The sequence below is a fragment of the Gymnodinialimonas sp. genome, assembly GCF_059726805.1.
Window position 1 is genome coordinate 2,105,907 of the sequence record NZ_AP041059.1, and the last position, 19,346, is coordinate 2,125,252.

A 19,346-nucleotide genomic window follows, 5' to 3' on the forward strand; every position below is an offset into this window, starting at 1 on the left:
AATGACATCGGCCGGAAGAGCCGTAGGCCCAAGTAAATCAACGACTTACAAACGCATCTCAGGGAGAGACTCATGCTTCTTAGACCCCGGACCACCCTTGCGACCCTTGCTGCAACCGTTGCCCTCACCGCTGGCGCGGCCTCCGCGCAGGAGCAGGTCACAATCGAATACTGGCAGTATTTCTTCGAGGCCCGCGTGACCGCGATGGAGCAGCTGATCGAGAATTTTGAAGCCGCCAACCCCAACATCAACGTCGAGATGACGCATTTCCCCTACGCCGATTATCGCACGCGGACCGCCGTGGCTGTGCCCTCGGGCGAGGGGCCGGACATCGTGCAATTGTTCTACGGCTGGCTGAACGACTACATCGACGCGGGCCTGATCCAGCCGCTGCCCACCGACACCTTCTCGCCCGAGATGGTCGAGGCCGAATTCTTCCCGATGGTCCAGGCGATGGAGCGCGATGGCGCCTATTTCGCGCTGCCCACCGCGGTGCGGTCGCTGGCGCTGTTCTATAACGAACGTCTGCTGGAAGCAGAGGGCGTCGAAGTTCCCACCACGCTGGATGAGCTTGTCGCTGCCGCCGCCGCGACGACCGAGCGCGATGGCGCGGGCAACATGACCCAAGCGGGCTTCACCACCGGCATGACCGCCCAGGACCACCATTGGTTCCGTGAAGTTCTGGTGCGTCAGATGGGCGGCGATCCCTATACGGATGGCTATCAGACGGTGAACTACGACACCGAGGCGGGCCGCGCCGCGCTTGATTTCTACCTTGGCCTGGAAGAGCAGGGCGTGACCCAGTCGGGCTTCATGGATGAGCCCCAGGCCGCCTTCCGCTCGGGTCGCGCGGCGTTCCACATCGACGGCTCCTTCCGGATCGGCGCGCTGAACGGCGAGCGTGGCTTGCGCTGGGGCGTGACAGAGCTTCCCGCTAATGCCGACGGCGTGCGGTCCAACTACTCGTCCTACTGGGTGAACGCGATCACCTCGTCGGCGGAGGGGCCGGAATACGACGCGTCGGTCCTGTTCATGGAGTACATCACCTCGCCCGAGGCGATGCAGATCTGGCTCGACACCGTGGGTGAGTTACCCGCGCGCGTCGAGGTTGGCATGACCGAGGAGAACGCCAATGATCCGGTCTTCGGGCCGTTCATCCGGGGCTTGGAATACGCCAACACCACGATTTTCGCTGATGAAAGCGCGCAGCGCCAGGTGCTTGTGGACATGGTGGAACGGGTGCAGCTGCAAGATATGGACCCCGGCGAAAGCCTGAGCATGGCCGCCGAGGCAGAGCAGGCGATCCTCAACGAATACTACGGCGACTGACCTCCCTGTCGCGACTGGCCCCGGGCGCCCTTGCGCCCGGGGTTGGCCCTATCACCTCTCTGAGGCCTGATCCCCATGGCGAGCACCTCCACCCCCGACGCCGCCCGCCCCCGCACCACGTCCGAGGGCAAGGGCGGGCTGACCATTGCCCAAAAGCGCACGCTCTGGGCCTGGGGGTTTCTGGCTGTGCCGGTCATTTTCTACGTCGTGATTCGGTTCTACCCGACCGGAAACGCGATGGTCCTGTCGTTCCAGGAATGGAACCTTCTGGGCGACAGGACCTGGGCCGGGCTGGAGAACTACCGCGTACTTTTTGCCGACCCGGTGTTCTGGCAGGTCTTCCGCAACACCTTCATGTATTTGCTTCTGGGCACGCCGATCAGCCTCGTGATCGCGTTTGTGATCGCCTATCACTTGGACCAAGTCCGCTTCATGCACGGCACGATCCGAGCGTTGTATTTCGTGCCGTTCATGACCAGCGCCGTCGCCATGGCCTGGGTCTGGCGCTGGTTCTATCAGGACGTGCCCATCGGGTTGTTTAACAACTGGCTGGCCACTTTCGGCATCCCGCAAATCGACTTCCTGGATAGCACAACCAACGCGCTGCCGTCGATCCTGGCGCCCGCGATCTGGGCCGGTCTGGGCTTCCAGATCATCATCTTCATGGCGGGCCTGCGCGCCATCCCGCGTACGTTTTACGAGGCCGCGAAAATCGACGGTGTCTCCACCTGGACGGTGTTGTGGGAGATCACTTTGCCTCTGCTGCGACCCACCATAGTCTTCGTTGTGGTCCTTAGCTCCATCGGCTTCCTGCGCATTTTCGACCACGTCTTCAACATGACCACCCAGAACCCCGGCGGGCCGCTGAACGCCACCAAGCCCTTGGTTCTTATGATCTACCAGACCGCTTTCGACAGCTTCGACATGGGCTACGCCGCGGCCCAGACCGTCGTGCTCTTCGTCATCCTGCTGATCGTCAGCCTGATCCAACTGAGCCTGTTGAGGGATCGCTAGATGAGTACCGCTGATGACCTCACCGTCCGCGCCTCATCCGAGGCACTGCTGAAGGCGCCCGCCGCGCCGCGCAAACGCAATCTGGCGCAATACATCCGCTGGAGCATCCTGTTCGCAGGCGGCCTGCTGATGGTCATGCCGCTGGCCTACATGATCTCCACCTCGATGAAGTGGCCGTGGGAGGTCTACGAGATCGGTCTGATCCCCGAGGAACCGACGCTCGAAAACTACACCTACGTCCTTGAAGACGGGCGCTTCTTCGGCTGGTTCATCAACTCCCTGATCATTGCCGCGATCACCACCGTCTCATCGCTCTTCTTCGACAGCCTCGTCGGCTACACGCTGTGCAAATTCCGCTTCCGGGGCCGCTACATCATCTTCATCGCGATCCTCTCGACCCTGATGATCCCCACGGAGATGCTGGTGATCCCATGGTATATGATGAGCCAATCGCTGGGTTGGCTCGACACCTATTGGGGCATCATGTTCCCCGGCCTGATGACCGCTTTCGGCGTCTTCCTGATGAAGCAATTCTTCGAGACGGTCCCCGATGATTTCCTAGAGGCCGCGCGCATCGACGGCCTCAATGAGTTCCAGATCTGGTGGCAAGTCGCCATGCCGATGGTGCGCCCCGCCTTGGCGGCGCTCGCGATCTTCATTTTCCTGGGCAACTGGACGGCGTTCCTCTGGCCGCTGATCGTAACGACCTCGCCCGACCTCTATACGCTGCCCGTGGGCCTGTCGTCCTTCGGGGATGAGGCCGATGTCGCGTGGGAGCTGATCATGACGGGTGCCGCAATTTCGACCCTGCCGACACTGATCTTTTTCCTGATCTTTCAGCGATTTATCATTCGGGGCGTCGTTATGGCGGGTCTTAAAGGGTGAGCGGCGATCCGGCAAAGCCGGTGAAAGATCCAGTGGATCTTTCAAGCCGCGAACGGGCGGAGCCCTGGCAAGGCGGTGGTCCGGCAAAGCCGGTGAAAGGTCCAGTGGATCTTTCAAGCCGCGAACGGGCGGAGCCCCGGGACACCTCCGTTTTCCCGGACCCAACTTACCGCGACACGGTCCTTGCCCCTCTGTTTGAGGGCGTGAAGACTCACTTCGCGGACCACATGGACACGATCAACCGCGCGCATCTTGTGATGCTGGTGGAGACGGGGATTTTGGTCCGCGAAGATGGCGCGGCCATCGCCAGCGCGATGGTCGATATCAAGATGAACGTCGACCGAGAAACCCTTGAATACACCGGCGAACACGAGGATTGGTTTTTCCTGGTCGAGGCGGAACTACGCGCCCGCTTAGGGGATCTGGGCGGTTCGTTGCATACCGCCCGGTCCCGCAACGACATGGACCATACCATGTTCAAGATGGCCCTGCGCGCACGGGCCGAGGAGGCCTTGGGGCGCATGATCACCCTCGCGCAAGCCCTTCTGGATAAGGCGAAAGCCGAGAGGGATACGCTTATCGTCGCTTATACCCATGGCCAACCGGCACAGCCCTCCACCTTCGGGCATTACTTGTCTGCCGTGATCGAGGTGCTGCTGTCCGACGCGAAACGCCTGCAAGGGGCGATCCACCACGTCGATCATTGCCCCATGGGGGCGGCAGCGATCACCACGTCGGGCTTTCCGATTGATCGGGAACGGATGGCGGAATTGTTGGGTTTTCAATCGGTTAAGGTGAACTCCTACGGTTGCATCGCCGGGGTGGATTATGTCACGGGCCTCTACTCTGCGCTGAAACTTCCGATGGTCCATCTGGGCCGCGTGGTGCAGGATATGGCTTTCTGGTCGGCGTTTGAGGTTGGACAATTGCACGTTCCGCGCAGCCTTGTGCAGATCAGCTCCATCATGCCGCAGAAGCGTAACCCGGTGCCGATTGAACATCTGCGCCATCTCGCCTCCGTTGCGGCAAGCCGTTGTGATACAATGATAAATGCGATGCACAACACGCCGTTCACAGATATGAATGATAGCGAGGGAGAGGTGCAGCAAGCGGGCTATGGCGCGTTTGATCATGCGGGACGCGTTCTTGATCTGCTGACGGCTTTCCTGCCAGCGTGCTCGATCAACGCGGACCGGGTGGCGCGGACCACGGACGCGGCTTGCATCACCATTACCGAATTGGCCGATACATTGGTGCGTGACGAGGGGCTGAGCTTCAGGCAAGCCCATGATATCGCGGCAAAAACATCTCGTGCAGTGATCGCTGACGCTCAGCCCCTCCGCGGCGGCTACGCCGCCTTCTCGCAGGCCTTTGAAGCGGCAATGGGCCGGGCGCCCAAGCTTGATGAAAGCGGCTTCGCCACGGCGGTGGACGCGCGCAGTTTCGTTGCGCGCCGGGACCGGACGGGTGGCCCTGCGCCGGGCGCGCTGGATGCAGCCTTCCAAACATATCAAAGCAATATCAGCGCTTTATTGAGCGATCTTGAAGTATCACTTCAACGGCGTGCCGCTGCCGAAACCACCTTGAACACCGCTTTTGATGCCCTCCTGAAAGGCCCCCGATGACCGACCTGATCCTGAGCGACCTTGTCAAACGATATGGTGACACCGAGGTGCTGCACGCGATCAATCTGACCGTGGCACCCGGCGAATTCGTCGTGTTGGTGGGGCCGTCGGGATGTGGGAAGTCCACCACGCTCAGGATGATCGCGGGTCTGGAAGAGGTCACATCCGGCACCATCGAGATCGGCGGGCGTGTGGTGAACAATCTGGAGCCGAAAGAGCGCAATATCGCGATGGTGTTCCAGAATTACGCCATTTATCCGCATATGTCGGTGCGCCGGAACATTGGCTTTGGGCTGAAGACATCCAAGCTGTCGAAAGCCGAAAAAAACGCGCGGATTGAAGAGGTTGCGGGTATCCTCGACATGACAGACCTTCTTGAACGTAAACCCGCGCAGCTTTCGGGCGGGCAGCGCCAGCGGGTCGCGATTGGCCGCGCGATGGTGCGTGACCCGGCGGTGTTCCTGTTTGATGAGCCGTTGTCGAACCTAGACGCGCAACTGCGCACGCAGATGCGGTTGGAGATCAAGAAACTCCACGCCAGTATGGGCCGGATGATGGTGTTCGTGACCCACGATCAGGTTGAGGCCATGACCATGGCCGACCGTATCGTGATCATGAAGGACGGCCACATTCAGCAGATCGGCACCCCGGCCGAGGTCTATCACACGCCTGCCAATACCTTTGTCGCGCAGTTCATCGGGGCGCCCGCCATGAACCTTTTACCCGTGGAAAGCACCGGGTCCGGTGTGCGACTGAAGAACGGACATGCCTTTGATCTTCCGGGGTTATCTGCCCCGGAGGGTGAGGCGATTCATCTTGGCATCCGGCCTGAGGACCTGACGGCGGACGGCGACACCTTCCTGACCGGCACCGTCTCGGTCGCAGAGCCGCTTGGCTCGGAAACGCTTGTCTATGTGGATGTTGATGGGACCGAGTTGACTGCGACTGCGTCGGGGCGCACGCCACCCAAGCCGGGCGACACGATCCATCTTGGGTTTGCGCCGGAGACCGCGCATCCGTTCGATGCAAACACCGGTCGACGGCTGTCGATGGGCGCCTGACCGAGGCGCCAGTCCGGCCATTGGTAACTTGTTCCCTTAGGCGCCCGACAACACCAAGCAGAGGGCATTCAAAGAAGAGAGCTGCAATCCCAGCGCGGGTGACGAGGGCTTTTCCACCGACCTTGGGCTCGATCTCAGCCCACAAACCTAGGCGCTTTTGAGCCGTTGCGTTAACTCGCGCCGCCGCATGAATTTGCGGGCCAGGGCGCCGTAGGCATCTTCGGGGGGCGTTTGGCGAGTGATGTCCTTGAGCGCGGGGAACAGGTCCAGCAGTTCCAGGCGCGGGGCCAGGCCCATCATCTGCATCGCCATCGGGCCGGGGTAGAAGCTTTCGCTGGGAGCGTCCTCGGCAAAGATGATCTGGTGCGCCTCGAACATCAGGTGGACGTAGGTCACCTGCCGTTTCCCGTTGGCGATACGGATGCCCGGCGGGCCGCCGCACAGATGCACCGCGCGCGCCAGCGTGTCCCGGTCAAGCAGCATCCCATGTTGACGCGAGACCAACAGATCGCGCGCGACCCCGAGCACGCCTTTGGGGATTAGCACGGGCCGCAGGGTCGGCTTGGCGCGCAAGGCCGCGGTATCCAGCGCGCGCCGCCCGATCCACTGGATCGGCTGGGGGCCGTTGTCCATGGTGCAGACCAGATCGCCGACGCGCAGATCGTCGATCAGGACATCGCCCCGCGGCGTGCGAATGGCGGTGCCCGAGGTGAAACAGACGACGCCGGTGTTTTCCTGGGTGAAGGTTCCATCATCGGCGGTGGCGCCGGTGAAGGTCAGGGAATTGCCCGCGCCGAAGCGCGTGTTGTTCGTGTAGTCGACCGCCTGACCTTCGGTATCTAGAGTATTGGATTGGTTGAGAATTCCGTCATCGGCCTGGTCGGCATAAAGCTCTTTCAGGTTGTCATAGTAGCCCGCGAGATTGATGAAATCGTTGTTGGTTGAGGACCCGTCGTTCAGCCCGCCACTGTTGCCGGCGTTGAAATCCGTGATGGTGTCGTGGCCATCGCCCGTCTGATAAATGAAGGTATCGTCGCCATCCCCGCCGGTAAGCACGTCATTGCCGGTGCCGCCGTCCAGCGTGTCATTGCCCGTGCCGCCATCAATCGTGTCGGCGCTGCTGCCGCCGGGCGGCGTCGTGGTAAAGACGGTTGCCGGATCGAAGGAGCCGCTGTCGTAGAACAACGTGAAGCTTTGCTCGTTTCCGTTTGCGTAGGTCAGCGTGACGTCGGTGAAGCCGCTGCCAGAGCTGGTGCTGATCCCGGTGTAATCCTCTTGCAGGACGATCTTGTCGATGCCGAGGTCAAAGTCCCCAATCGTCAGGGTGCCGCTGTCATTGGTGTTGGACACCAGCACGTAATCGGCGACGCCATCGCCTTCCCCGGCGCCGGGGCTGTTGTTGAAGCGGATGGTGGCCGAGCCGCCGACAGGTGCGGTCCACTCGAAGTAGTCCTGGCCGCTGGTGCCTTGGAAATTGTCACCCGAGACGACCTGTTGATAGCTCGGCGCCGTGCTGTCGCCCCCGGAAAGGGAATCGTTTCCGGCACCGCCCCAAATCAGGTCATCACCCCCGCCGCCGTCAATCGTGTCTGCCCCGTCGCCGCCATCAATCGCATCATCACCGCTGGTGATCTGATCGCCGTCCGCGTCGGTATAGCCCACGCCCATCGTGTCATTGCCGCTGGTGCCATCGACAACCAGAACCTCCGCGATGCCGTCGTTCACATCGAAAGAGAACGTGCCGTTGGGATCGCCGTTGTCGAAGTCATTGGTCTCGTAATTCAGCATGTTGCTGGCGTTGCCCGAGAACTCCAGCGCATAGGTGGTGCCTGCGCCATCGGTAAACCCGGCGACAGCGTCCGAGCCGCCGGCGGTGGCAAAACTGATGTCCTGGTAGATGTATTCGACGTTGAAATCGCCGCTGCCGGTGTCCGTCAGGACGACTTGAAACGAATTGTCAGATCCGCCGCCGAATTCCTGGACGTCGTCCCATGTGATGGTGATTTTGCCGTTGGTGGCGTCGAAATCCCAATAGATCTCACCGCCTTCTGTGATGTCGATGTCGGTGAAGAAGGGCAGCAGCGTGGGCACGGAGAAATCGGAAAAGCCCGTCTGGTTGAAGCTGTTGTCGGCGGTGCCAAAGGTGATTGCGCCGTTGGAATTGACGTAGATCTCGGTGTAATTGCCGCCGAAAAAGTCGAGCCCGCCTGAAAAAACCGACGTGACGTCGATCTCGACGGCCCCGTCATCGTTATTGCCGAGTGCTTTGGTGCTCGTCGAAAAGACGTTTTCGCCGAAACCCGCAGGTCCGCCCAAGCCAGAGTTCATCGTCGCCATTCTGCCGTCCTTTTCACCATTCTGATGCCGTCGCACGGGGCGGCGGTCTGGGGGCAAGGAAGCTGGGACTCCTGAAAAATCCGGTTAACGCGGCCAAGAACTGCGCGGAAAACTGTCGCAAATTTTAAAAGGTTTGGCGCGGAATTCAGGTCAACTGGAACTGTTTGCGAAACTCTGAGGGCGAGGTGTTGATCTGGCGCACAAAGGCGCGGCGCATCCGCTCGGCGTCGCCAAACCCGCAGCGGGTGGCGATGGTCTGGATGCTGTCGTCCGTGCCTGAAAGCAGATCTCGGGCGCGGTCCACGCGGATTGCCTCGACCGCCTTGGCGGGCGGCGTGCCCATGGTCTGGGCGTAGCGGCGCGCGAAGCTGCGCGGGCTCATGGCGCAGGCGCGCGCCATATCCTCGACGGTGATCTTGCGGTGCAGGTTTTCCCTGATCCAGCCGTGCAGCGGCGCAAAACGGCCCTGGGTGTCGCGCGCCTGCCGATCCAACTCGGCGCTGAACTGCGATTGCCCGCCCGAGCGGACCATTGGGGTGACGAGTGAACGGGCCATGGCCATCGCCGCGTCAGGGCCCAGGTCCTCGTCAATGATCGCCAGGGACATGTCGATTCCCGCCGTGATCCCGGCCGAGGTCCAGACTGCGCCGTCCCGGATGTAGATCGGGTCGACCTCGACATTTACGGCCGGATACCCTTCGGCCAATTGCCTGCAATCCTCCCAATGGGTCACGGCGCGGCGGCCATTCAAAAGGCCCGCAGCGGCCAGCACGATGGCGCCGGAGCAAACCGAGCAGACCCGTTGCGCCTTCCCCGCCAGGTGTTTGATCTGGCTTATGAATCCCGCATCCTCAGCGGCGGGATAGGCGCCGTCACCGCCGACAATGACGAGCGTGTGGAGCGGTGTGTTTTGCCACGCATCAAGGGGCGTCGTGTCGATCTGCAGGAGGGTGTTGGTGGCAACAGCGCCGCCGGATTTCGACACCACATGGGTGGCGTAGGCGTTCGGGGTGTCGGGGGTAGCGCGGGCATGGGTGAAGACCTGAAGCGGCCCGACAAGATCCAAAAGTACGCAATCGGGGTAGACGACGAAGACGACAGTCTTGGGGACGAATTTGGCAGAAAAAGAGGTCATGTTGTCCTTTATGCCAATCGTGATCGCGGTAATCTAGGGTCAATAACCACCCGATCCGGAGGCCACAGATGCTGATCCTGAAACCCAATTGTGAATGCTGCGACGCTGATCTGCCCCCCGAAAGCCCGCAGGCGCGCAGCTGCTCGTTCGAATGCACCTTCTGCGCCGATTGCGCCGCGACACGCTTCAACCACATCTGCCCGAACTGCGGCGGAGAGCTTCTGCGCCGCCCGATCCGACCGGCGGCACTTTTGGCGAAATACCCCGCCTCGACCGAGCGGTTCAACAAGGCCCACGTGGAATGCGCCGACCTTCAGGGTGCCCTATGAAGACCCTTGCAGCACTGGTGTTTGAGGGGTTCGAAACCCTCGATTATTTCGGCCCGATGGAGATGTTGGGTGGTTTGGGCGAGCAGACGGAGATCATCACCGTCGCCCAAACCCTTGAGCCCGTTGCCAGTGTTCATGGCCAACGGATCGTGCCGGATCGCGCGATTGCGGGCGGAATGGACTATGATCTTCTGTTCATCCCGGGCGGCGACACGGCGATTGAGGTGGCAGACGATGCGGCGCTGGTGGCCTGGTTGCAGGAGGTATCGGAAAGGGCCGAGCGGGTGATGACCGTTTGCACCGGCTCCATCCTCTTGGGCATGACAGGCGTGCTGGACGGCAAGCGGGCGACGACCAACAAGCGCGACTTCATCGCCACGGTGCCGCTTGCGCCCAAGGTGGATTGGGTGCGAGAGGCGCGCTGGGTGCAGGACGGGAAGTTCTACACTTCATCCGGCGTGTCAGCGGGCATGGACATGGCGCTGGCGGTCATGGCGGATCTCTTCGGCATGGCGCTCGCGGACCGGATCGCACTGGGGTGCGAGTATGAATGGCAGAAGGACCCGGCCCGGGACCCCTTCGCGCATCTGGCCGGGTTGGTATAGGTTAACGGCGTTAACCTTCCCACAGCAGCGTGTCGGGGTGGAACTGCGACCAGGCGAACCAGAACGCCTGGTGGCTGCCCAGGTCCGCCCCGTCCGCGCCTACGGCCCGGATCCCGCCGGCGTCCAACTCAAGCCGCACGTTCTCCACCGCAATCTCGGCCCCGCTGCGCAGCGCCAGAAGCGCGCTGGCCCGGGGGAAGGCAATTGGCTGGCCCGAGGCGGTGATCACACCGATCACATCCTCCTGGATCGGCAGGCGCGGGTCCACGTCGCCCACGGGGAAGATGGGCCCATTGGCGTCGCGGGTATTGCGGAAGTCGAAATCACGGCCCAGGGCAAGGGCTTCGACCAGCACGGTCGTCTCGGGGTAGGCCTCACGCCAGGCGCCCCATTCAGTGGTGATGACCGTGGCTTGCTCCAACTGGATGCCACGCTCCAGCAGCGGCCCAGTCACGGCGCGCCCGGTGAAGGTGTCGAAAAGCGACCAGGTCGTGATGTCATACATCACCTTGTTGGACCGGATCAGCAGGCCGGTCGTTCGCAGAATGGGCCGTTCAACCCCCACGGGCATCTCATCGGTGAAATAGGCCTGCGCCGCGCCGCAGAGGGTGCAGTAGGGAATGCCCAGATCGCGCCCGCCGAGGGTGTCGTTGACCATCTCGCGCACTTCCATGATCCGACGCGGATAGGCGCGGGCCTCTCCATTGATGACGATGCCGAAGACGACATCGTCGTCGTCAAGCCACGTCGCCTCCTCGGCGGAGGTCACGCGCGGATTGTCGGCGGCGGGGATGCAGTTGCAGGTCTCGTCCGAGCGGCCATAGGCGCGGTCGTCGATCAGCACGCCGCCCCAATCCACCAGATGCCAGTCGATGTCGCCTTCGGTAAAGATCCGCTCCCACCCGGGGATGAAGTTCATGAAGATCGTGCTCTTGTGGTCCAGATAGCCGTCATAGGCGGGCATGTCCCAGGCCATCAGATGATCGATCACCTCGCTGCGGTGGTGGAAGCCGTCGACTTCGATATCCAGTAGCGCAAGGACCGTTTCCGTCAGGACGGCATTGAACTCGGGCCGCCAGGAAAAGCGCATCATGTCGGTCAGCGCCCAGGCCACGCGCGGGTCGCCCGCCGCGACGATCGTTTCCATCGCGGCGCGGTCCGCCAGGTCCCAGTCGCGCTGGTTGGTGCCCAGGGCCACAAGGTCTGTGACGGCAGAATAGAGGTCATCGGACAGGGGGCCGTCTGGCACAGCGGGGGGCGTGCCAAACTCGGCGATGACATAATCGGGCAGCTCAGTCGTCTGCGCCTGGGCCAAGGGCGCCCAAAGCAGAGTCAAGGCGGCAAGCGCGCCCCAGAGCGGTCGAAAAAGCGTCGTCATCTGTGGGTCCCCCAGCCTATGCGTCCTGGCCGCAGCATAGGGCGACTGCGCCGCATCCGGCTTCACGTTTGCATGACAGCTGCGTGAGCCTGTTCTTTGGGGACAACTTGCGGTTAGGCTTGTGCCGCATGAGGTACCGATCAGACATCAGCGGCACGCGCCACACCTTCGCCTCGCTCAAGGAGCTCTTGGCCAAGGCCTCGCCCGAGCGGAGCGGGGATCACCTGGCGGGCCTTGCCGCAGGCAGCCCGTTGGAGCGGTTGGCCGCGCAGATGTGCCTGGCCGACGTGCCCCTGCGCGATTTTCTGGGCGACGTGCTGGAGGTCGACGGCGACGCGGTCACGGCGCTGATCGCCGATCAGCACGACGCGGGTGCCTTTGCCCCGATCAGCGCCCTGACGGTCGGGGATCTCCGCGATTGGCTTCTGGACCCGAGCGTCAAAGGCAAGGAGCTGGCCGCAATTGCCTGGGGTCTGACGCCCGAGATTGTCGCCGCCGTCAGCAAGATCATGCGGGCCCAGGATCTGATCGCCGTTGCCGCGAAGGTGGAGGTTGTGACCCGCTTCCGCTCGACCATCGGTCTGCGGGGGCGGCTTTCGACCCGCAATCAGCCCAACCACCCGACGGACGACAGCCGCGGGATCGCGCTGTCGGCTCTGGACGGCCTGCTTCACGGCGCAGGGGATGCGGTGATCGGCGTGAACCCGGCCAAGGACACGGTGGCGGATTACACCCGCGTTTGCGAGGTGCTGGAGGCGATCCGGGTGCAGCTCAACATCCCCACGCAGCACTGTTGCCTCGGCCATGTGACCACGGCATTGGGCGCGATGGAACGCGGCGCGCCGGTGGATCTGGTGTTCCAGTCCGTGGCGGGCTCTGCGGCGGCAAACGACGGCTTCGGCGTCACGCTTCAGATCCTGGACGAGGCCCATGAGGCGGTCCGTGCGTTGGGCCGCGCCGACCCGGACGCCAATCTGATGTACTTCGAGACCGGGCAGGGCGCGGCGCTGTCTGCGGACGCCCACCACGGCATGGACCAGCAAACGATGGAGGCCCGTGCCTACGCCGTCGCGCGCCGCTACAGGCCGTTACTGGTGAACACTGTCGTGGGCTTCATCGGGCCAGAGTATCTGGCCGACGGCAAGCAGATCATCCGCGCGGGCCTGGAGGATCATTTCTGCGGCAAGCTTCTGGGTCTGCCGATGGGCGTGGACGTCTGCTACACCAACCATTCCTACGCCGACCAAGAGGATATGGATATCCTGCTGACAACGCTGGCGGCGGCGGGCGTCAGCTTCGTGATCACCGTGCCGGGCGCCGATGACATCATGCTGAATTACCAGTCGCTTTCGTTCCACGACGCCCATTTCATTCGTGACACCCTGGGCCGCCCCCCGGCCCCGGAATTTGAGGCCTGGATGGCGGCCCACGGCATCGGCTCGCCCGATGTGAGCCTGCCATCGCTGGAAACGGCCTTAGCGCAGTTAAGGCTGCCGGGCGCATGAGCGAACAGGTCCCGGGTCCCCTCGCATCGATCACCCAGGCGCGTCTGAGCCTGGGTCCGCGCAAGCGCGCGCAAGACACGAGCACCGCGCTGGCCTTCGTGCTGGACCATGCGCGGGCGCGGGAGGCGGTCCTGTCCGAGTTGGACGTCGAAGGGCTCTCGCACAGTCTTGAGAAGTCCGGGCTCCCGCATCAGGTGCTGACCAGCGCGGCGGGGACGCGGGACACCTACATTCGTCGCCCGGATCTGGGGCGTCGGCTGACGCCAGAGGACCGGGCGCGCATTTCCGGCGCGAACCCGGCGGATGTCGCGCTCGTTCTGGGCGACGGGTTGTCTGCTATCGCCGTGGCGCTCAACGGCGCGGCCTTCATCACGGCTTTGGCGGAACGGCTGACCGCGCGCGCGCTCAGCTTCGGCCCGGTGATCCTTGCCCGCCAGGCCCGCGTGGCGCTTGGGGACGATATTGCGCGGGCGATGGGCGCGCAGACCATCGTCATGGCGTTGGGAGAGCGGCCGGGCCTTTCCGCGGCCGACAGCCTGGGCGTCTACATCACGCACCGCCCCTCTGACGCCACCCCGGACAGTGCGCGCAACTGTTTGTCCAACATCCGCGAGGCCGGATTGTCCGTCGCCGAGGCGGCACAAACGGCAGAGGGGCTGATCCTTGCGATGCGCGATTTCGGCGGCAGCGGTGTGGCCCTGAACACTGCTTTGCAGGGCGGGGCGATCACCGACGATTAAGCGGTGATGCGAACCGGCACGCTTGCCAGGGCATGGATCGTGCTGTTGATCGCGGGCACGATTGGCCCTGCCAACTCGAACCGTTCGATCCGGTCGGCCAGGGCATTGAACAGGCACGTCATCTCTAACCGCGCCAGATGCATGCCGAGGCAGGCATGGACGCCGTGGCCAAAGCCCACGTGGCCGCGCGTGGTGCGGGTGATATCGAAGCGGTCCGGGTCCACGAACTGCGCCGGATCCCTGTTGGCGGCACCGTAAACCATCAGGACGCGTTTGCCCTGGGGCAGGGCAAACCCCGCGACCTCCGTATCCTCGGTGATATAGCGTGAGAACGCCTTGATCGGGGTGTTCAGGCGCACGACCTCTTCAATGGCGTTCTTTACCAACGTGCGATCCTCGCGCAGCCTCGCCCACTCCTCCGGGTGCTGAGCAAACAGCATCATGGCGTAGCCGATGGCCGAAATCGTCGTGTCGAGGCTGGGGGCGATGTAGTCGCGCATCAAGGCGGTGGCTTTCTGGACGTCCATGCCCTGTGCCAACCCGCGCCGCATTGCCTGGTTGGCCATGCCCCCCGGCGACAGCGCGTCAAGCGTTGCGGGATCGTCGAGGTAGGCGCGCAGGGCGCGCATCCCGTCCCAGGCGGCTGCCCGCCGCTCCCTCGGGTCGCCCATCAGTTCGAAGGTGGCAGCCCCCCATTCCAGCATGTTCTCCTTGCCTTCACCGCTCAGCCCCACGAGGTCGCGCACGACTCTTAGGGGCAGGTAGGGCGCCAGCTCTGCCGCCGCGTCGAAACTGCCTTGGGCGGTGACGCGCTCGGCAATCACCCGGGCTTCGAACTCAACCCGGTCGCGGACCGCTTGCAGCGCCTTGGGCGTCAAAGGTGCAAAGGTAATGGCGCGGGTGACATCGTGTTGCGGTGGGTCGGAGTTGAGCGTGCTGCCAATGAGCCGCGCGTTCACGTCTTCATTGACCGAAACACCCTTGCCCGAGGCAAAGACACGCGTGTTGCGCAGCGCGGCCGTCAGCGCTCCGTGCCCGCAAATAGCAAAAAGCCCGTTGCGCGGCAGCCAGACGACGGGGCCATGGGACAGCATCTTCCTGTACGCCGGGACGGGGTCCGCCACGTTGTTGTCGCTGTAGAAATCCACGTCGCAGGGGGGCGGGTTCGGAAGGGACAGGGCTTCTTCCTTTCAGCAGAGAACTCGAACGACATTCTGCGGGGAAGGGGGCCGGAAGCAAAGACCATATGACGAGCCATACTGCGCCGTGCTGTCTGTCGGGTCGATACTGCTTCCAATCCAAGACAAATCAAGGCCACTTTGTTGGGGAGATTGCCGGACTTCTTGCAAAGCGGGCGGATCTGTTAACGCGACCGGCAAGAGTTTTTGGTAGGCATACCGCCAAAGTCATGTTCAAAACTGGCCAAGACGATCCGATGACGAGGCACGCTATCCCCGACAAAAGTGACAAATTGGACCTGCGCGCTGCCAGCGCCGACCTCCACAAAGTGGCGGAGAAGCTTCAATTGGCCTTTGAAGCCTCGCAAATGGGGGTTTGGGAGTTCGATGAAGCCACAGGCCAGGTCCATTGGGATGACCGGATGCTGGAGATCTACGGGATCGAGGATGGCAAAAACATCCGCCCCGATGACTTCTGGGAAAGCCATCTGCACCCCGATGACCTAGAATCGACCCTTGCCTACGCCGAGAAGTGCAAGGCCGAGAACACGGATTTCCGGCGCGACTACAGGATCCTGCGCGAAGATGGCGGCATTCGTCACATTCGCAGCCTCGCGCGCAGTGTCGTCAGCCCCGGCCAACCCAGCCGGCTGATCGGCGTCAACATCGACGTCACCAAGGATTACCTGCGGGCAGAGGAACTTCAGAAAGCGCAGCACCAACTGAAATACGATGCGCGCCATGACGCCCTGACGGGTCTGGGAAACCGGCGCGGCCTAGATGAGATGACGCGGGCGCTGTTCAATCGCCTGTCGGCGACGGACGAATACTGCGTGATGCATGTGGATCTGGATCACTTCAAACAGGTCAATGATCGTCTGGGCCATCTTGCGGGCGATCACGTGCTCGTCTCGATCGCAGCGGCGCTGGTGCGGGTGATCGGGCGTCTTGGCACGACGTTTCGCGTGGGCGGGGACGAGTTCGCGGTGTTGTTTGAAAAGGCCCCGACGGAGGAGAAGATCATTGCGCTTTGTGAGGCATTGGTGCGTGCCTGCGCCGCCCCATTGTCGTTCGGCGGGCAGGATTGCACCGTCAGTGCCAGCATCGGCTATGCCGTTGGCAAGGGCCCTCCGCGCAACCCGTCAGAGGTGTTCATCAACGCCGACGCCGCCCTTTATGCGGCCAAGAAGGACGGGCGATCGGGCTACAAAGGTTACCACGCGGACATGGCTGCCAGCGCCCCCGCGATGATCCGGGAGCAACGCGGTGATATCTTCAAGGCCGATGAATTGGTCTGTTATTATCAACCGCAATTCGATGCCCGCACCCTCGATATCGTGGGCGCCGAGGCATTGGTACGGTGGCATTGTCCCAAACGCGGCGTTCTGGCCCCCGATGCGTTCCTTCCCCAGGCAGCCCGGGCGGGGCTGCTGCACGAGGTGGACGCGCGTGTGTTCGACATTGTGGCGGGCCAACAGACGGCGTGGTGTGAGGCGGGCATTACCTTCCCCATCGTGTCGGTCAACACCTCGCCCGCGCGGTTGCGCGCGCCCGGCCTGCTCGCCATGGCCCGCGCCGCCCTGGAACGCCACCACAGGATCTCGCTGGAACTGCTGGAGACGGCGTTCCTAGACACAATCGACGACGCCCTGGCCATGACGCTGACCGGACTTCGGGATCTTGGCCTGCGGATCGAGCTGGATGATTTCGGGTCCGGCCATTCCTCTGTCGCCGCGCTGCAGACGATCCAGCCGGATCAGGTGAAGATCGACCGAAGCCTGATCGCACCGCTGGAGAGCAATCCGCGCCAGGTCGAAACGCTGCAATCCCTGTCGCGCATCGCCCGGCTGGCCGGGGCAAACGTGGCGATTGAAGGCTTGGAAAGCGGGCTGCAACTGGCGGCTATTCGCGACGTGGACTGTGATGTCTTGCAAGGCTACACGCTGCAACGCCCCATGCCCGCCGATGCGTTCACCGCCGTTCTGGCCCGCGCCCAAGATGGATTGTCCCAACGCCGCGCGTGACGCGACGAAGCAACGCGTGGAGGCGCAAACCCCCTGACGTCGGGTGCATTCCCACTCCCCCACGAACACGACCGATCCGCACTGGTCTTTCCCGCCGGATTTTCGCAAGCTGCCGCCGATCCCCCTGCCTCAGCCTAGCGGAGAAATTGATGCGCCAGCCCTTCACCCCCCCGAAATCTCATAAGGCCGCGCGATGACGCGGGTGGTTTCAATCGGCGAATGCATGGTGGAACTGGCGCCTGCGGGCACCGAGACGAGCTTTGAGATGTCGTTTGCGGGCGATACCTTCAACACGGCTTGGTATCTGGCGCGCCTCGCGCCGGGCTGGCAGGTGGAGTTTCTGACGGCCATCGGCACCGACAGTATCTCGGACAGCTTCCTGTCGTTCGCGGCAAAGGCGGGCGTTGGGACCCAGCATATGGCGCGCCGCCCGGACCGGGGCCTTGGCCTTTACCTGATCGAGCTGACGGACGGCGAACGCGCCTTCCACTATTGGCGCGACACCTCGGCCGCCCGCACGCTGGCCGACGATGAAGAGCAGTTGACCAAGTCGCTTCAAGGTGCGGACATCGTGTTTTTCAGCGGCATCACCCTTGCGATCCTGTCGGAAGAGGGGCGCGAAGTCCTGTTTGATGCCATCTCCGAGGCGCAGGCCGGCGGCGCGGTCGTGGCGTTTGACCCTAACATTCGCGAACGGCTCTGGAGTGACCCGGACGAGATGCGCGGCGCGATCATGGAGGCCGCGCTAAGCTCGGAAATCGTGCTGCCGTCGTTTGATGAGGAAGCCCATCACTTCGGGGACAAGGACCCCTCTGCGACGGTCGCGCGCTACCTGTCGGCGGGTGCCACCAGCGTTGTGGTCAAGAACGGCGGCGGCGATGTGCATTTCTCCTGCGGCGGAGAGGCGGGCGTCGTGACGCCTCCGCCCGTGGGCGAGTTGGTCGATACTACGGCGGCGGGCGACAGCTTTAACGCGGGCTTTTTGGCCAACCTAATCGCTGGAAAATCCCCCGCAGAGGCTGTCGCAGCCGCCTGTGCCGTCTCGGGCCAGGTGATCCAGGCCCGGGGCGCGTTGGTGGACAGCGTCACCTGAGCCAAGGGGGCGCGCGTGTTTCGGTTCATCCATTCCTCTGACCTGCACCTCGGGAAATCTTTCGGGACGTATCCTGAGGATGTGCGCGTGCGCCTGCAACAGGCCCGGCTGGAGGTGATCGGAACGTTGGCCGGGATCGCCCGCGACAACGGGGCGCGCGATGTGCTGCTGGCGGGCGACACCTTCGACAAGTTGAACGCGGCCCCCAAGGTCATTCGCGGCGCGATCAACGCGATGAAAGAGGCCTACGACATCACCTGGTGGGTGATGCCGGGCAACCATGATCATGTGAACGCGTCCGAGTTGTGGCGCACGTTTACGCGCGATGCGCCGGACAACGTGCAGGCGCTGTTGGATGCAGCACCGGTGGACCTGGCCGATGGCGTCGTGCTCTTGCCCGCGCCGCCCACAGAACGCCATCCCGGCCGCGACCTGACGGAATGGTTCATGGACGCCGCAACCGGCGATGCGTCCCGCATCGGGTTGGCCCATGGCTCGATCCGGGGCTTTTCTTCGGAAGAGGGCGGCGCCTCGATCCTGTCGCCCGACCGCGCGCGCGACGCGGGCCTTGCGTATCTGGGGTTGGGCGATTGGCATGGCCAGCTGCAAGTCAATGAAAACACGTGGTATTCCGGCACGCCTGAGGCTGATAGCTTCAAGCACGCGGCCACGCCCTCGGCGCTTCTTGTGGAAGTCGATGGGGCGCGTGTATCGGTGACGTCGCATCCGACGGCCCGGATGATTTGGCGCGCGATCGAGGTCGAGCTAATGGGAGAGGAGGAAACAATCGCACTTCCATCCGAGGCTCGCGCTCAAACCTTAATGGCGTTAACCCTTTCGGGCCGTGCCCGTCCGGCCCTGCGCCAGTGGATTGAGGCCGACTTCGCCCAAGCCGCCCCGGATTTTCTCTGGGCAGAGGCCAATCTGGAGGGGTTAGCGCTGATCCATGACACCTCGGACCTGGACCGGATCGACCGCCAGGGCGCGTTGCGGGCGGCGGCAGAGGCCCTGGCGGCTGAGGCCGACGACACCGATCTTGCGCCAGCGGACCGCGCCACGGCGCAGGCGGCCCTGTCGCTGCTTTTCTCCTACGTCGAGGAGGCCTAAG

The 19,346-nt window shown here is 63.1% G+C and carries 16 protein-coding genes; 12 read left to right on the top strand and 4 right to left on the bottom strand.

All coding sequences use genetic code 11. The annotated features are described in order from the left end of the window. Positions 1–72 precede the first annotated feature (72 nt). The 5 genes from AC6I9R_RS10415 (at position 73) to AC6I9R_RS10435 (ending at position 5,914) form a co-directional block, all read left to right on the top strand. A complete protein-coding gene (locus tag AC6I9R_RS10415; protein WP_461425505.1) occupies positions 73–1,329 on the top strand; it encodes an extracellular solute-binding protein in 1,257 nt (418 codons plus the stop codon). Positions 1,330–1,404: 75 nt separating this feature from the next. Then, a complete protein-coding gene (locus tag AC6I9R_RS10420; RefSeq protein ID WP_461425506.1) occupies positions 1,405–2,343 on the top strand; it encodes a carbohydrate ABC transporter permease in 939 nt (312 codons plus the stop codon). Further along, entirely contained in the window at positions 2,344–3,228 is an 885-nt protein-coding gene (locus tag AC6I9R_RS10425; protein ID WP_461425507.1) for a carbohydrate ABC transporter permease, read from the top strand. It abuts the gene before it with no gap. Between the two features lie 104 nt (positions 3,229–3,332). Then, a complete protein-coding gene (argH, locus tag AC6I9R_RS10430; RefSeq protein WP_461425508.1) occupies positions 3,333–4,853 on the top strand; it encodes an argininosuccinate lyase in 1,521 nt (506 codons plus the stop codon). Beyond that, positions 4,850–5,914: an ABC transporter ATP-binding protein gene (locus tag AC6I9R_RS10435; protein ID WP_461425509.1), complete on the top strand. Its 1,065-nt coding sequence runs from the start codon at positions 4,850–4,852 to the stop codon at positions 5,912–5,914. Before argH ends, AC6I9R_RS10435 begins: the two co-directional genes overlap by 4 nt. 147 nt (positions 5,915–6,061) lie before the next feature. Here the strand turns inward: AC6I9R_RS10435 and AC6I9R_RS10440 are convergent, their stop codons facing one another. Together AC6I9R_RS10440 and AC6I9R_RS10445 are read right to left on the bottom strand one after the other, a co-directional pair. After that, positions 6,062–8,251 (bottom strand): Hint domain-containing protein, encoded by a 2,190-nt coding sequence (locus AC6I9R_RS10440; RefSeq protein WP_461425510.1) that lies wholly within the window; start codon positions 8,249–8,251, stop codon positions 6,062–6,064. A 145-nt stretch (positions 8,252–8,396) separates the two neighbouring features. Next, entirely contained in the window at positions 8,397–9,386 is a 990-nt protein-coding gene (locus AC6I9R_RS10445) for a GlxA family transcriptional regulator (RefSeq protein WP_461425511.1), read from the bottom strand. 68 nt (positions 9,387–9,454) lie between these two features. Between AC6I9R_RS10445 and AC6I9R_RS10450 the strand changes: the two genes are divergently transcribed. Both AC6I9R_RS10450 and AC6I9R_RS10455 read left to right on the top strand, forming a co-directional pair. Next, positions 9,455–9,715, top strand: coding sequence for a DUF1272 domain-containing protein (locus tag AC6I9R_RS10450; RefSeq protein ID WP_461425512.1), 261 nt, complete (start codon positions 9,455–9,457; stop codon positions 9,713–9,715). Then, a complete protein-coding gene (locus AC6I9R_RS10455; protein WP_461425513.1) occupies positions 9,712–10,320 on the top strand; it encodes a DJ-1/PfpI family protein in 609 nt (202 codons plus the stop codon). Before AC6I9R_RS10450 ends, AC6I9R_RS10455 begins: the two co-directional genes overlap by 4 nt. 10 nt (positions 10,321–10,330) lie before the next feature. On the opposite strand, the gene AC6I9R_RS10460 is transcribed toward AC6I9R_RS10455, so the two are convergent. Then, entirely contained in the window at positions 10,331–11,698 is a 1,368-nt protein-coding gene (locus tag AC6I9R_RS10460) for a DUF3179 domain-containing (seleno)protein (RefSeq protein ID WP_461425514.1), read from the bottom strand. Positions 11,699–11,826: 128 nt separating this feature from the next. Between AC6I9R_RS10460 and AC6I9R_RS10465 the strand changes: the two genes are divergently transcribed. Further along, the gene (locus AC6I9R_RS10465) at positions 11,827–13,203 is read left to right on the top strand and encodes an ethanolamine ammonia-lyase subunit EutB (RefSeq protein ID WP_461425515.1); all 1,377 of its coding nucleotides are present in this window, start codon (positions 11,827–11,829) and stop codon (positions 13,201–13,203) included. Beyond that, positions 13,200–13,943, top strand: coding sequence for an ethanolamine ammonia-lyase subunit EutC (gene eutC / locus AC6I9R_RS10470; protein ID WP_461425516.1), 744 nt, complete (start codon positions 13,200–13,202; stop codon positions 13,941–13,943). The genes AC6I9R_RS10465 and eutC overlap by 4 nt, the downstream gene beginning before the upstream one ends. Here eutC and AC6I9R_RS10475 read toward each other — a convergent pair. Next, positions 13,940–15,091 (bottom strand): cytochrome P450, encoded by a 1,152-nt coding sequence (locus AC6I9R_RS10475; protein ID WP_461425517.1) that lies wholly within the window; start codon positions 15,089–15,091, stop codon positions 13,940–13,942. The genes eutC and AC6I9R_RS10475 overlap by 4 nt on opposite strands. A 287-nt stretch (positions 15,092–15,378) precedes the next feature. On the opposite strand from AC6I9R_RS10475, the gene AC6I9R_RS10480 reads away from it, so the two are divergent. The 3 genes from AC6I9R_RS10480 (at position 15,379) to AC6I9R_RS10490 (ending at position 19,345) form a co-directional block, all read left to right on the top strand. After that, positions 15,379–17,145 carry a putative bifunctional diguanylate cyclase/phosphodiesterase gene (locus AC6I9R_RS10480; protein WP_461425518.1) on the top strand — a complete coding sequence of 589 codons (1,767 nt, stop codon included), beginning with the start codon at positions 15,379–15,381 and terminating at the stop codon, positions 17,143–17,145. Between the two features lie 193 nt (positions 17,146–17,338). Further along, positions 17,339–18,238: a sugar kinase gene (locus AC6I9R_RS10485; RefSeq protein ID WP_461425519.1), complete on the top strand. Its 900-nt coding sequence runs from the start codon at positions 17,339–17,341 to the stop codon at positions 18,236–18,238. A gap of 15 nt (positions 18,239–18,253) precedes the next feature. Next, the gene (locus AC6I9R_RS10490; RefSeq protein WP_461425520.1) at positions 18,254–19,345 is read left to right on the top strand and encodes a metallophosphoesterase family protein; all 1,092 of its coding nucleotides are present in this window, start codon (positions 18,254–18,256) and stop codon (positions 19,343–19,345) included. Position 19,346: the final 1 nt, after the last annotated feature.

Coding starts and splice junctions, on each gene's coding strand:
- AC6I9R_RS10440 (WP_461425510.1), bottom strand. CDS start 8,251: ATGGCGACGATGAACTCTGGCTTGGGCGGACCTGCGGGTTTCGGCGAA.
- AC6I9R_RS10445 (WP_461425511.1), bottom strand. CDS start 9,386: ATGACCTCTTTTTCTGCCAAATTCGTCCCCAAGACTGTCGTCTTCGTC.
- AC6I9R_RS10460 (WP_461425514.1), bottom strand. CDS start 11,698: ATGACGACGCTTTTTCGACCGCTCTGGGGCGCGCTTGCCGCCTTGACT.
- AC6I9R_RS10420 (WP_461425506.1), top strand. CDS start 1,405: ATGGCGAGCACCTCCACCCCCGACGCCGCCCGCCCCCGCACCACGTCC.
- AC6I9R_RS10455 (WP_461425513.1), top strand. CDS start 9,712: ATGAAGACCCTTGCAGCACTGGTGTTTGAGGGGTTCGAAACCCTCGAT.
- AC6I9R_RS10435 (WP_461425509.1), top strand. CDS start 4,850: ATGACCGACCTGATCCTGAGCGACCTTGTCAAACGATATGGTGACACC.
- eutC (WP_461425516.1), top strand. CDS start 13,200: ATGAGCGAACAGGTCCCGGGTCCCCTCGCATCGATCACCCAGGCGCGT.
- AC6I9R_RS10415 (WP_461425505.1), top strand. CDS start 73: ATGCTTCTTAGACCCCGGACCACCCTTGCGACCCTTGCTGCAACCGTT.
- AC6I9R_RS10450 (WP_461425512.1), top strand. CDS start 9,455: ATGCTGATCCTGAAACCCAATTGTGAATGCTGCGACGCTGATCTGCCC.
- AC6I9R_RS10480 (WP_461425518.1), top strand. CDS start 15,379: ATGACGAGGCACGCTATCCCCGACAAAAGTGACAAATTGGACCTGCGC.
- AC6I9R_RS10425 (WP_461425507.1), top strand. CDS start 2,344: ATGAGTACCGCTGATGACCTCACCGTCCGCGCCTCATCCGAGGCACTG.
- AC6I9R_RS10485 (WP_461425519.1), top strand. CDS start 17,339: ATGACGCGGGTGGTTTCAATCGGCGAATGCATGGTGGAACTGGCGCCT.
- AC6I9R_RS10465 (WP_461425515.1), top strand. CDS start 11,827: ATGAGGTACCGATCAGACATCAGCGGCACGCGCCACACCTTCGCCTCG.